Below are 13557 nucleotides of genomic sequence, written 5' to 3' on the forward strand. Positions count from 1 at the left end.
CCACCCCCCAGGTCATCCGTTCGACAGGGGGACACAGTCATGCCGGGCCCGGAGGCCAGCGGCCCTCTTGCAGGACCGCGAAAAACATAACGGGGGCGGTGGGCACCCGGCGTACCCGGGCGGGTCAGCCCAGGCTGCGTACCGGAAGGACGCAGTGGGCGGCGGTCGTGATGACCTCCGGGTCGGCCGCGAAGGACCGCAGCAGTTCTTCGCTCACCGGCCGGCCCGGTGTGCCCTGGTGCCACGGACGGGTGGCGAACATCGCATGCACCTCGCCCCGCTGACCGGCTGCGGCCAGCCACTCGGGCGGTGCGGGGTACTGGGCCGTGAAGTGAGGCAGCGTCAGGACCGCCTGGCCGGCCTGGACGAGCAGCTTCACCTGGAGACCCGGGTTCTCGGCGGCGTACACGGGAGCGCTGCCGACCTGCAGTCCGGTGCGTTCCAGGGCCACGCGCATGGCGGCCTCGCCGGCGGCGGGGCCGTCCGTACCGTCGCCCAGCGAGTAGACGAGAAGGAAGGCGACGTCGTTGCCGTCGGCGGGGTGTTCGCCGCTCCACCCGATCAGTGTGATCGTGCCCAACTGGGCTTGTGTGAACGTGCCGGTGGAGGTCAGGGGTGAGGTCATGCTCGGCACCATAACGGCCCCGGACCGGTCGTTGTGCCTGAGTATCACCTGATCGAGGGAGATATCCGGATATCTCTGGTTGATGCGGCTCGAATCGTCTCCACCCGACGGCTACCCCCGGCTTCGATTAAATGTGTTGAGCCGCCCGACGTGGACGGACTATGGTGGCCACTGTTCCGGACGGCGGAGATCAACCACCGCTGTCGGTCCCGTGCTTGAACTAGGAGGTGAGGATCGTGATGACTGTCGCTGCGATGGGCGCTGCCCATAACCCGAAGAGCATCGTTCCCACCCCCGTGGTCGCCGGCTGACCTACTCCGTAACTCTCCGCGCCGTTTGCGCGTTGCCGGGGCCACCCCTTTGAAGGGTTTCCCTTGTCTTTCCCGTCTTTTCCGTCCGCTTCTTCTCTTCAGGGCTCGTCCGCGTCGCATCCGCTGTCCCCGTACGGCTGGGACGACGCGTGGGCGGCCGAATTCGCACCGTACGCCGAGCAGGGTCTGCTGCCCGGACGCGTGGTACGGGTGGACCGCGGCCAGTGCGACGTCGTGACCCCGCACGGCACGCTCCGGGCCGACACCGCCTTCGTCGTCCCGCGCGATCCGATGCGGATCGTCTGCACCGGCGACTGGGTCGCCGTCGACCCGGACGGTGATCCGCAGTTCGTACGGACGCTGCTGCCGCGGCGTACCGCCTTCGTCCGCTCGACGTCGTCGCAGCGCTCCGAAGGACAGGTGCTCGCCACCAACGTGGACCACATCGTCATCTGCCTCTCGCTCGCGGTCGAGTTCGACCTGGGGCGGGTGGAGCGCTTTCTCGCGCTCGCCATGTCCAGCTCCAGCGGTGACGCGCTGCTGCGGGACGGCGGGCCGGCCGGGGGCGGCGCCGCCGAACCGATCGTGGTGCTGACCAAGGCCGACCTCGTACCGGACGCCGCCACGCTGTCGTACCTCGTCCAGGACATCGAGGGCGTCGCGCCCGGTGTGCAGGTGTTGACCGTCAGCTCCGCCACGGGGGAGGGGATCGATGTCTTCTCCGCCATCGTCTCGGGCGGCACGAGCGTGCTGCTCGGGGCCTCCGGTGCGGGCAAGTCGACCCTCGCCAACACCCTTCTCGGCGACGACGTGATGGAGGTGCAGGCCGCCCGTGACGTCGATGGCAAGGGCCGGCACACCACCACCACCCGCAATCTGCTGGTCCTGCCCTCCGGGGGCGTGCTGATCGACACCCCCGGGCTGCGCGGGGTCGGGCTCTGGGACGCGGAGGCCGGTGTCGGCCAGGTCTTCTCCGAGATCGAGGAGCTGGCCGAGCAGTGCCGGTTCCACGACTGCGCCCATGAGACGGAGCCCGGCTGCGCGGTGCTCGCCGCGATCGAGGACGGTTCGCTGCACGAACGGCGCCTCGACAGCTTCCGTAAGCTGCTGCGCGAGAACCAGCGCATCGTCGCCAAGACCGACGCCCGGGTGCGGTCGGAGATCCTGCGCGACTGGAAGCGCAAGGGCGCCGAGGGCCGGGCCGCCATGAACGCGAAGCGGGGCCGGGTGCGGTAGAGGCGGTTCCCCGCTCCGCGACCGGCCACGGTCGTCGGTCGGTGGTCCACGTCCGAAAACCGCGAGTGCGGTACCGGCGGGTGCCGCACACTGGACGGTGTGATGGACGAACGGACCAGGTACGAGGCGGTGAGCAGCCGCGACGCCCGATTCGACGGGGAGTTCTTCTTCGCCGTCGAAACGACCGGCATCTACTGCCGGCCGAGCTGCCCCGCCGTCACGCCCAAGCGGAAGAACGTCCGCTTCTACCCGACCGCGGCCGCCGCGCAGGGCCATGGTTTCCGGGCCTGCCGGCGCTGCCGCCCGGACGCCGTGCCCGGCTCGGCGGACTGGAACGTCCGGGCCGATGTCGTGGGCCGGGCCATGCGGATGATCGGCGACGGTGTGGTCGACCGGGAGGGCGTGCCCGGTCTCGCCCACCGGCTCGGCTACAGCTCGCGCCAGGTGCAGCGGCAGCTCAACGCCGAGCTGGGCGCGGGCCCGGTCGCGCTCGCCCGCGCCCAGCGGGCCCACACCGCGCGCGTGCTGCTCCAGACGACCGGGCTGCCCGTGACGGAGATCGCCTTCGCCGCGGGCTTCGCCAGTGTGCGCCAGTTCAACGACACGATCCGGCAGATCTACGCCCGCACGCCGAGTGCGCTGCGGGCCGAGGCCGGGACGGGGCTGGGAGCGGCGGTCCGGGAGGCGCGGACCACCGGGATCCCACTACGGCTCGCCCATCGGGGGCCGTACGCGGCCCGCGAGGTCTTCGATCTCCTGGCCGGTGAGACGGCCGCCCGGATCGAGGAGGTCAGCGGTGCGGCCGGTGCCCGTACCTACCGGCGCACCCTGCGGCTTCCGTACGGCACGGGCATCGTGGCCGTCGACGAGCGGTCCGCCGGGTCCTGGCTGGAGGCCCGGATCCACCTCACGGACCTGAGAGACCTGACGACGGCCGTTCAGCGGCTGCGGCGGCTCTTCGACCTGGACGCCGATCCGTACGCCGTCGACGAGCGGCTCGGCGCCGACCCGCGACTCGCACCTGGCATCGCCGCCCGCCCCGGGCTGCGTTCGCCGGGTGCCGCGGACCCGGAGGAGTTCGCCGTACGGACGCTGGTGGGCAGGGACGAGGCGGAGCGGCTCGTGGAGACGTACGGGAAGCTCCTGGACGTGCCCTGTGGCGGGCTCACGCATGTGTTCCCCGAGCCGGGTGTGCTGGCCGGGGCGGCGGACGGCCCGGAGCTGCGGGCGCTGGCGACCGTGCTCGCCGACGGGGACGTACGGCTCGACGCCGGGGCCGACCGCGACGAGGCCGAGCAGGCACTGCTGCGGCTGCCGGGGATCGGCCCGGCACCCGCGGCGCTGATCAGGATGCGTGCGCTCGGTGATCCGGATGTGGATCCGGAAGGGCGGCCCGAGGCGGACCTGTGGCGGCCCTGGCGTTCGTACGGGGTGCGCCACCTGGGGCTCCTGGGCCTGTTGTGATTGGGCCCGGGGGCCTGGGGCCTACGCCGGCAGGCCCCAGCGCGGCGCGGGTTCGTTCGCCGTCACCGGGCGGATGGCCAGGTCCGGGCGGTCGCCCCTCGCCGTGATCAGCGCCGAGTCGCCCTTGCGGAGGAGGATGCGTACCGTGCCGTCGGCCGACTCCTCGTGAGCCAGCGGCCGTCCGTGCCGGTCGCGGATCTCCACCGGGCCGTCGATGCCGTGGCGTACGACGCAGGGTGCGCCGGCCTCGCTGGTCAGCCGCACCCAGCGGGTCCGGCCCTCCTCGCGTACCGCACTGAGCAGGAACGCGCCCTGGGTCCGGAAGTCGTGCACGGTCAGCTCCCGCCAGGCGGCGGGCAGTGCCGGGAAGACCCTGATCGTGCCGCCCCACGACTGGCAGACCATGTCGTGCAGGGACTGGGCCGCCGAGAGCGGGGTCTCGATGACCGGGCCCGACTCCTTGTACATGGTGTTCGCCTGGATGAAGCGGCTCATCAGCTGACCGAGGTACTTCAGCGCGTCCTCGCCCTTGCCGAGCAGCGCGGACATCGACGCGGCGCCGGTGAAGGTGTAGCCCTGCAGGGCGCCTTCGAAGCCCACCCAGTGGGCGAGGGACTTCTCGATCAGGGCGCGTTCGCCGGCCGTCGCGCCCGTCAGCTCGTACAGCGGATACACCGCGAGCATGTGCGAGTAGTGGCGATGCGACTGCGCGAACGGGACCCCGGCGCCGATCATGAACCCGTTGGCGTCGACCGGGTACGGCGCGAGCCTGGCCAGGACCTCCTGCCAGCGCGCCGTCAGCGGGTCGTGGACGCCGAGCTGTTCGGCCGCCTCCAGCAGGGTGCGGCAGCCCCAATGCAGCAGCATGAGGTCGTAGTTGCAGTCGGGGGCGTTGACACCGTACTCGGGGGAGAACGTCGCCGGGAGGTGCAGCTTGCCGTCCGCGCCGGGCGTCAGGAAGTGCAGGTAGTAGTTGACCGCCTTGCGCAGCAGCGGGAAGAGCGTGTCGCGCAGGATCGACTCGTCCATGGTGTGGCGGTAGGAGAGCCATACGTTGTGCAGCGCCCAGGTCAGATTGCCGACCTCGGGGGTGGGCGGGTCCTGGCCGGGGATGCCGACCCCGTAGCCGCCGTCGGCGACCGAGGCGCCATTGACCAGTTGGGGGTCGGTGGTGCGGGGGATGCCGGCCGAGTCGGCCCGGTAGGGGGCGGCGACCTCGCGCGAGAGCTGGTCGCGGAATTCGCTCAGGGCACGCGTGACCGCGTCCAGCTCCAGGTGGTTGGAGCCGTGGATCAGCCAGTACTCCAGCTGGACGTTGAGGTTCCACCAGGTGTTGGGCCAGGGAGTGGGCTCCAGCCAGGGGCCGGAGGTGGCCATCACCGGGGCGTCCTTGCGGGCCGCCGACGCGGTCTTGTAGAGCTGGATCCAGTAGAAGCGCTGGAGCCGGGCATCGGGCAGGGACAGGAAGCTCTTCCGGTAGAACCGGTCCCACCAGGTGCGATGGGGTGCGGCGAGCGGACCGTACGGGAGCGCGGAAGCGGTCTTCACGGTACGCAGCGCACGGTCCCGGGCCGTTGCCGCGGGGTGGGAGTGCGCGACCGTGACGTACAGGGTGCGGCTGGTGCCCCTGGTGCGTTCGCGCCAGGCGGTGACGTGCTGACCGCCCGCGAGCAGCGGCTGGACGGCCGCCGTGGTCCCGCCGTGCTGCTCGGTCACCGCGGGAGGGTTGCCGGTGTAGCCGTCCGGCAGGGGCTTGAAGGCGGCTCGCGGGCTGATCGCCTCGGCCGGGTGGAAGACCCAGCGGAAGTCCTGTTCGCCCGCGCTCGGGGTGACCTCCACGGTGAGCAGATCGCTGGTGGAGTGGACGAAGGCGCGGAGCTCCAGGGTGCCGGCGGTCGTGGTGATGGTGGCTTCGAGCTGGGCGGTGCGCAGCCGCATCCACCACTCGACGCCCGTGATGGTGCCGACCGGCTCCAGGGTGAAGTGGCCGATGGGGAGGCGGGCGAGGCCGAAGAGCGAACCGAACTCGGGGCGGTGGTCCTGGACCTCGGAGTGCTGGACGTTGAAGCGGATGGCCCGGGTGGTGGCGCCGGGCTCCGCGTAGATGCCGGAGCCGAGGCGGCCGTTGCCCAGATACGGGCCCTCGTACCAGGTCTTCGGCAGCTTCTGCCAGAGCAGGTCGGCGTCGTCGAGGACGGTGCGCCAGCTGTCGCCGGGGGAGTGCACGGTGGTGGGCGCCGGGGCGGCGGGCCCCGGCGCGGCAGGGGTGGCTGCTCGGGCCGGGACGGCCGCACCGCCGACCACGAGGGTGCCGCCGATCGCGGTGCCGGTGGCGAGAACCGTTCTCCGGGAAGGGGACGGCCGGGAAAGGGACGGTGAGGCTTCGGCCCGGGGCGTGCGGGAGGGGTCCGGTGCTGTGGGCAAGGCTTCTCCTGGCGGCTCGTACGCAGGCGCTCAATTCATCCGAGCTATTCCTTGAGGGAAGGTAGGCGCGAGGCATTGCGGCGTCAATGGAGCGGGAGAGATCCGATGTGTTGCCGCGTATCTGGATGGAGTCCAGCCAGATGTACGGGAGGGTGGGGCGTGATCAGCCCCAGATCACCGCGCCGAGCCAGGCCCCCGCCACCAGGAGGCACGCGAAGAGCTCGACGAGTACCGAATAGCCGGTCGACCGCATCACCGAGCGCACCGATGTCCAGCCCGCCCCGCGGCTGCCGAGCCGCAGCCGCTCCGCCCCGTAGATGGCCCCCACGTACCCGGCCACTCCGCCGATCACCGGCACCACGAAGAAGCCCACGATCGCGCCGATCCCGCCGAGCATCAGGGTCTTGCGCGGCGCCCCCGTCTCGCGCGGGCGGCGCGGCGGCAGCAACGGCTTCAGCGCCTGGTTCAGCAGCAGCAGCGCCGTCGCGCCCATGAGTACGCCCCAGGCGACCGGAGTCATGTCGGTGAGCGCCCACCACAGCACGGCGGCCCAGACGATCGCCTGCCCCGGTGCCCCCGGCACCAGCACGCCCAGCAGGCCGAGGAGCATGACGAGGCCGACGGCGACGAGTTGCCACACACTCATCTGTCCAGCCTGCCGGAGTCCGGCCGGTCCCGCCCGTCAGCGCTCCCGGAGGCGGCGGCCGTCGGCGCAGCTCAGAGCCGTACCGGAGCCGTACCGGCACGCCATCGGCGCCGCCCTCGCACCGGCCCGGGGCATCCGGCGGGTCCCGCTCAGGCCCGTGGTGTGCGGGACACCCAGCCCCGTTCGTACGCGTGCCAGCCCAATTGCAGCCGGGTCGAGACGCCCGTCAGCTCCATCAGGCCCTTCACCCTTCGCTGCACGGTCCGCAACCCCAGCTCCAGCTGTTTCGCCACGCTCGCGTCCGTCAGCCCGGCCAGCAGCAGCGACAGAATCTCCAGGTCCGTCGGATCGGGCCCCATGTCCTCCTCCTGCGGCCGGCCGCTCTCGCCCAGCCTGAGCGGCATCGCCTCGCGCCACACCGCCTCGAAGAGCCCCATCAGCGACTCCAGCAGCCCGGAGGCATGGACCACCAGGGCGGCCGGCTCGGCGCCGCGTCCGGTCAGCGGCACCATCGCCAGGGCGCGGTCGGCGACGACCAGCTTGGTCGGCACCCGGTCGATGACCCGGCACTGCTCGTCCCGGCTCAGCGCCGCCGACAGCTCCAGAATCCCGAACGGCAGCGACAGCAGCTCCCGCTCGACCACCACCCGGTACGACACCCCGCGCGTCGCGGCCCGCTCCTCGGCCTCGTTCTCCATCCCGCTGACCGCGATCGGCTTCCCGGTGACCAGGGCGCACACCTCGCTCGTCGCACCGAGCTGCAGCTGATGGAAGCGGTGCGACACCGCGCTCGCCCCCGTGACCACCTCGACCAGATCGTGCACGGCCGGTTCGGCGGCCTCCGCCCGGTACTCCTCGGCGAGCAGCGCCGCCGCCAGCTCCGCCTGCTCCAGCTCATGGCGCTGCTGGGTCAGCAGCGCCCCGAGCGCCACACCCGGCGGCGCCGCCACCCAGCGTCCGGTGCGGGCCGACGCCTGCGCGGCCAGGCCGTGCTGCTCCAGCCTGCGCAAGGCCCGCTCGGTGTCCGCCTCGGGAAGGCCCAGCCGGTGCGCGAGATCGGCGACCTCCGCGGCTCCCACCGCCACGAGCGCGCGGTACGCCGACTCCTGTATCTCGTCGAGACCTATGGCTCCCAGCATCCCCGGCCCTTTCCTGGACGCACTGATTCCGCACGCTGTCGCTGTCGCCGGGTGTCCAGCCATGGCGGAAAGCGGCCACGGCGTAAACCCGCCGTGTACATCATCCCTTTATCGCTCTTCGCTCTGCCAATGTGGCGCCACCGCAGTACCAACAACCGCCGGAAAGCTGCGGTTTGCGCAGTTGATTCCGGATTCACTTGGGGAGAGCGATGCGTCCGATATCGCGCACGGCACTGGGAACGGCCACCGCCGCCGTCCTGGCCGTCACCGCGATCGCACCGTCAGCGGCAGCGCCGCAGGACGACGCGACAGGGAAGAGACCACTGACCGGCAGCGTCGCCGCCGAGGCGAAGAAGGGCAAGCCGGTCACCGTGACGCTGGTCACCGGCGACAAGGTCCTGGTGAGCACGGGCAGTTCGGGAGCCGCGTCGGTCACCGCGCTGCCCCGTGAGGACGGGACCGTACCCCTCGTACAGACCAGGCAGTCCGGCAAGGACCTGTACGTCTACCCCGACACCGCCGCCGCCGCGCTGGCCGCGGGCAAGGTCGACGAGGAACTCTTCAACGTCACCGGCCTCATCCGGCAGGGCTACGACGATGCGCACGCCAAGTCGCTGCCGCTGATCGCGGTCTACGGCAAGGAGCAGGCCCGCTCCGCGCCCGCCACCCCGCGCGGCGCCAAGCGTGGACTCGCGCTCGACGCCATCGACGGTGTCGCACTCAAGGCCGAGAAGACGAAGGCCGCCGACTTCTGGTCGGACGTCACCAACACCCGTTCCCGCTCGGCCTCCGGCCTGAAGAAGCTCTGGCTCGACCGCAAGGTTCAGGCCACCCTCGACCGGTCCACCAAGCAGATCGGCGCCGACCTCGCCTGGGCCGCCGGATATGACGGCAAGGGCACCAAGGTCGCCGTCCTCGACACCGGTGTCGACGCCGAACACCCCGACCTCAAGGGCCGGGTCACCGCCTCGGAGAACTTCACCGACTCCGACAGCACCGACGACCGGCAGGGCCACGGCACACACACCATCTCCACCGTCGGCGGCTCCGGCGCGGCCAGCGGCGGCAAGAAGAAGGGCGTCGCCCCCGGCGCCGACCTGCTCGCGGGCAAGGTCCTCAACGACAGCGGCTCCGGCGCCGAGTCCTGGATCATCGCCGGCATGCAGTGGGCCGTCGACCAGAAGGCCGACGTCGTCTCCATGAGCCTCGGCAGCCCGGAGCCGACCGACTGCACCGACCCGATGAGCGTCGCCGCCGAGGAACTCGCGCAGAACAAGGGCACCCTGTTCGTGATCGCGGCCGGCAACTCGGGCCCGACGCTGAACACCGTCTCCTCGCCCGGCTGCGCCCCGAGCGTGCTGACCGTCGGCGCCGTCGACCGCGACGACACCACGGCCCAGTTCTCCAGCCGCGGACCCGTGATCGGATCGCACACCCTCAAGCCCGAGATCGCCGCCCCCGGCGTCGCCATCTCGGCCGCGGCGGCCGGTGGCCGCGGCATCTACGCGTACCAGACGATGTCGGGTACATCGATGGCCACCCCGCATGTCGCGGGCGCCGCAGCCATCGTGAAGCAGCGTCACCCCGACTGGACCGCCCAGCAGATCAAGGCGGCGCTCGTCTCGTCCGCGAAGAGCGACATCCCCGGCGACGTACGCGAGACCGGCGGCGGCCGCCTCGACGTCAAGGCCGCCATCGACACCACCCTCGTCGGCGCCCCCGCCGTCCAGGGCGGCACCTTCAACTGGCCGCAGGACCGGACCGATCGCACCACGGTCGACGTCCCGTACACCAACTCCGGCACCAAGCCGGTGAAGCTGTCGCTGAGCGTCCAGGGCGTCACCGGAAACGACGGCTCGGCCGTCCGTTCCTCCGTCGCGAAGCTCGACGCGAGCACCGTCACCGTCCCGGCCGGAGCCACCGTCAAGGTCCCGCTGAAGATCGACCCGACGGCGAAGCTGAAGGCCGCCCAGTACGGCGACGTCACCGGACGCGTGCTGGCCACCGGCCCCGGCGGCGTCAAGGTCTCCACCCCGTTCTCGCTGTACGTCGGGGCCGAGACCGTCACGCTGCGGGTCAAGCTCGTGGACGGTGCCGGCAAGGCCGCCGCGGGCTTCTCCTCGCTCGACGTGATCGGCACCGACACCTCCAGCGGTGAGCGCCGCTTCAACGAGGGCGCCACCGACCAGGTCTACCAGGTGCGCCCCGGCGCGTACTTCGTGTCCGGCTTCGTCACCACGCCCGACCCGAAGGATGCCACCGGCAACCTGGACGAGTCCGTCGCCTACCTCGCGCGGCCCCAGCTGAACGTCACCAAGGACACCACCCTCGTCCTGGACGCCCGCAAGGCCCACCGGATCCAGGTGAAGACCGAGGACCGCGCCTCCGAGAACCGCTCCACGACGCTCGCGTTCGGCCGCAGCTGGGACGATGCCTGGCTGCACTCGGGCTCCATCACCGGCGGCTCCGCGGTCAGGAACTACCTGGCCGATGTGCAGGGCAGGGCGAGTGACGGCGACTTCGAGTTCGCCAGCTTCTGGCGCGCGTACGCCCCGCAGATCGAGAAGCTGTCGGTCGTCGGCGGTGTCGAGCTGCACCCGAAGACGGCGAGCACCGGTTCCGCCAACCTCGACGGCACGGGCGAGGCCGCACTCGTCGACGCCGGTACGGGTACCCCCGACGAGCTGAAGGCCGCGGGTGTCGCCGGGAAGATCGCCCTGGTCGAGGTCGGTGACGAGGGTTCCATGTACGCCCAGGCGCGCGACGCCAAGGCCGCCGGCGCCAAGGCCGTCATCGCCCACCGCCCCTCGGCGGGGCCCTGGCAGCCGTCCGTCGGCTACGCCCCGTCGGCGCTGCCCGCGCTCGGCGTCGAGGCGAGCGAGGCCGACGCGCTGAAGGCCGCCCTGGCCGACGGCCCGGTCAAGCTGCGCTGGAAGGCCACCGCGGTCAGCCCGTTCGTCTACAACCTCGCGTTCCCCGAGACCGGACCGGTCACCTCGGACCGCACCTACAAGGTCCGCGACACCAAGCTCGGCAAGGTCACCGCCAACTACGAGGCGATGGGCGTTGCGGCGGACTACGTCGACACGATGATCATCAACCGGCCGTACGGCGGGACGTTCTCCGCAGTCACCGACTCCGTCGCGGTCCCCGGCAAGCGCACCGAGTACTACTCGGCGGGCGACACCGCGTGGGTGCGGTACCTCTCCTCCAGCTTCCCCTGGGGCGAGATGATGGTCGACCAGCCGCGCACCTACACGGCGGGCTCGAAGCGTACGGAGAACTGGTACCGGGGCATCCCCGCCCCCGCCGCCCCGCGCGACGCCGCTGGCAGGCTCCAGCTCGCCGGCGAGCGCCAGGACAACCTGATCGGCGTCGCCCCGGGCTTCTGGAGCGACAGCGAGCACGCCGGTCTCCAGGGCTCCTTCGGTGACATGGGCAACATGCGCCTGAGCAGCGGTGGCAAGGTGATCGGCGAGTCCGGCTGGCCGTCCGGGGTGTTCACCGTCCCGGCGGAGGACGCCGCGTACGAACTCACCATGCAGACCACCAGGTTCGGTCAGCCCACCGCCGTTTGGAAGCGGTCGACCAGCACCGAGACCACGTGGAAGTTCCGTTCGAAGCGCGACGAGAACGCCTACTCCCAGGGCCTTCCGCTGCTCTTCCCGGGCTACGACCTGTCAGCCGACGGGCTCAAGACCCTCGCGGCGAAGGACGGTCAGACGATCGGCCTCAGCGTCACCGGTCACGCCGGCTACACGCCCGGCAAGCTGACCGCGGCCAAGGTCTCGTACTCCTACGACGGCGGGGAGACCTGGACGAACGCGACCACCGCACAGCAGGGCGGCCGTTGGACCGCGACCGTGAACCACGCGGGCGCGGCCAGCAAGCCGGTCACCCTGAAGACCGAACTGACGGACGCCAACGGCAACTCCGTCATCCAGACCGTGAACGACGCGTACGCCGTGCGCTGAACACGACCCGACCGGTCCGCCGGGCGTCCTTCCCGTGGGGGGTGGGGCCGCCCGGCGGACCCGTGTTCGCGGCCACTTTTTCCGGATGACCCGTTTTCGTACGGCCCCCGCGGTCGACAATAAGGTCATGAGTCAGCAGGGGGAGAGGTCCGCCGCCCACGAGGACGACTGGTGGCGCAGGCTGTACGACGAGAACGCCCGGGACACCGGGACGAGCAGCGCGGCCGACAGTCTCGACGACCGCTTCGACTCGGCGTCGGACGCGGTCGGTCCGGGCGGGCGCGGGGGATCCGGCGGGGAGACGGGGACGACGCCTGCGGGGGAGGCCGCGCCTCCGAGGGGGGAGGGCGGGAGTGCGGTGGCCGTGCCCAGACCGGCGGGGGAGCGTGCGCCGTGGGAGCCGCCCGCCGCGACCGTACGGGCGTCGGGGGCGTCCCCGGCCGGCCCGTCGCAGCCGCGTACCTTCGCCGCACCCCCGGTTCCTGCCGATCCCCCGCCCGCCCCCGACCGGCCGTCGGCCCCGGAGCCGCCGATCGAGCCGCCGATCGAGCCGTCGACCAGCGACGCGGTGTCCGTGCCGCCGTTGCCGCCGGTCCCGTCCGTGCCGCCACTGCCCAGACGGCCGGTCGCCGAGGGGCCCGCCGCCCCGGCCCTGCTTGTCGCCCCGTCCGCCCCTGACACCAAGGCCGCCGTACCCGCCGCACCCGCCGCACCCGCACCGGAGGCCGAGCGCGAGACCGCGTCCGTCCCCCGTTCCGTGATCGGCCATGTGGGTGACCGACCGCCCACCTACGACGCCGAGCCCACCGCGCTGCCCGCCACCCTCCCGCAGGAGCTGGACGGTCTCGTCTCCGACACCGTGCTCGACGGCGCCCGCTACGGCACGTACACCCTGCGCGCCGCCTCCGTGCGCGGGGACTCCGCACGGTTTCGCGGCGAGCCCCGCCGTGACGCGCTGCTCACCGCGCGCTTCGGTACCGACGAGCACGCACTGGTCCTGGTCGCCGTCGCGACCGGGGCCCGCGCCACCGAGTCGGCGCATCTGGCGGCGGCCGATGCCTGCCGCTGGATCGGCGCAGCGGTCGGCCGCAGCCATGCCCGGCTCTCCGAGGACATAAGGGCGGGCCGCCGCGGAGACCTCAAGTCCGGCCTGAACCGCCTCACCGACCGCACGTACGGCAAGCTGCGTGCCCGCGCCGCCGAGCTGGGGAGGGAACCGCGGCAGTACACCGCGGGCCTGCGCTGCCTCCTGCTGCCGGCGGACCCCGAATGCCGTACGAGGATCTTCTTCGGCATCGGCGCCGGTGGACTCCTCCGGCTGCGCGACGGCATCTGGCAGGACCTCGAACCGGAGGTTCCGGCAGCCGGTGACACCGGCGCGGACCCCGGGGCCGGATCCGGCCCCGCGTCCCCCGGGAACGGCCCCGACAGTGACCGCCTCACCATGGATCCGGCCGTCACCACACCCGTGTCGTCGTACGCCGAGACCCCGCTCGACCCACCAGCAGAACCGTTCCGGTTCCGGGGCTCGGTGGCCCGGCCGGGGGACACCCTGCTGCTGTGCAGCCCCGGACTGGCCGAACCGCTGCGCGGCGAGCCCGCCCTGGCCCGGGAGCTCGCCGGACGCTGGGCCCCCGACACGGCGCCCGGTCTTGTCGCCTTCCTCGCGGACACCCAACTGCGGGTGAAGGGGTACGCCGACGACCGGACGGGCGTGGGCGTCTGGGAGGCGTAACCG

The 13557-nt window shown here is 72.0% G+C and carries 8 protein-coding genes; 4 read left to right on the forward strand and 4 right to left on the reverse strand.

Going from position 1 to position 13557, the window contains the following annotated elements:
• Positions 1-124: 124 nt before the first annotated feature.
• Complete coding sequence (locus ACFVX4_RS18605; protein WP_389978169.1) at positions 125-625, reverse strand: DUF5949 family protein; 501 nt, start codon at positions 623-625, stop codon at positions 125-127.
• Positions 626-999: 374 nt separating this feature from the next.
• On the opposite strand from ACFVX4_RS18605, the gene rsgA reads away from it, so the two are divergent.
• Entirely contained in the window at positions 1000-2172 is a 1173-nt protein-coding gene (gene rsgA, locus ACFVX4_RS18610; protein ID WP_389978173.1) for a ribosome small subunit-dependent GTPase A, read from the forward strand.
• Between the two features lie 102 nt (positions 2173-2274).
• Complete coding sequence (locus ACFVX4_RS18615; protein WP_389978647.1) at positions 2275-3636, forward strand: DNA-3-methyladenine glycosylase 2 family protein; 1362 nt, start codon at positions 2275-2277, stop codon at positions 3634-3636.
• Positions 3637-3657: 21 nt separating this feature from the next.
• Here ACFVX4_RS18615 and ACFVX4_RS18620 read toward each other — a convergent pair whose 3' ends face one another.
• The 3 genes from ACFVX4_RS18620 to ACFVX4_RS18630 all read right to left on the reverse strand — a co-directional run bounded on the left by ACFVX4_RS18620 (position 3658) and on the right by ACFVX4_RS18630 (position 7845).
• A complete protein-coding gene (locus ACFVX4_RS18620; protein ID WP_389978650.1) occupies positions 3658-5955 on the reverse strand; it encodes a glycoside hydrolase family 95-like protein in 2298 nt (765 codons plus the stop codon).
• Between the two features lie 268 nt (positions 5956-6223).
• A complete protein-coding gene (locus tag ACFVX4_RS18625; protein WP_389978176.1) occupies positions 6224-6706 on the reverse strand; it encodes a DUF456 domain-containing protein in 483 nt (160 codons plus the stop codon).
• A gap of 149 nt (positions 6707-6855) precedes the next feature.
• A complete protein-coding gene (locus tag ACFVX4_RS18630; RefSeq protein WP_389978179.1) occupies positions 6856-7845 on the reverse strand; it encodes a helix-turn-helix domain-containing protein in 990 nt (329 codons plus the stop codon).
• A 209-nt stretch (positions 7846-8054) separates the two neighbouring features.
• Between ACFVX4_RS18630 and ACFVX4_RS18635 the strand changes: the two genes are divergently transcribed.
• Together ACFVX4_RS18635 and ACFVX4_RS18640 are read left to right on the forward strand one after the other, a co-directional pair.
• Positions 8055-11819, forward strand: a complete 3765-nt coding sequence (locus tag ACFVX4_RS18635; protein ID WP_389978182.1) for a S8 family serine peptidase — start codon at positions 8055-8057, stop codon at positions 11817-11819.
• 127 nt (positions 11820-11946) lie between these two features.
• Positions 11947-13554: a protein phosphatase 2C domain-containing protein gene (locus ACFVX4_RS18640; protein WP_389978185.1), complete on the forward strand. Its 1608-nt coding sequence runs from the start codon at positions 11947-11949 to the stop codon at positions 13552-13554.
• Positions 13555-13557: the final 3 nt, after the last annotated feature.

It is taken from the genome of Streptomyces sp. NPDC058240 (assembly GCF_042882135.1).
Classification (GTDB): Bacteria; Actinomycetota; Actinomycetes; order Streptomycetales; family Streptomycetaceae; genus Streptomyces.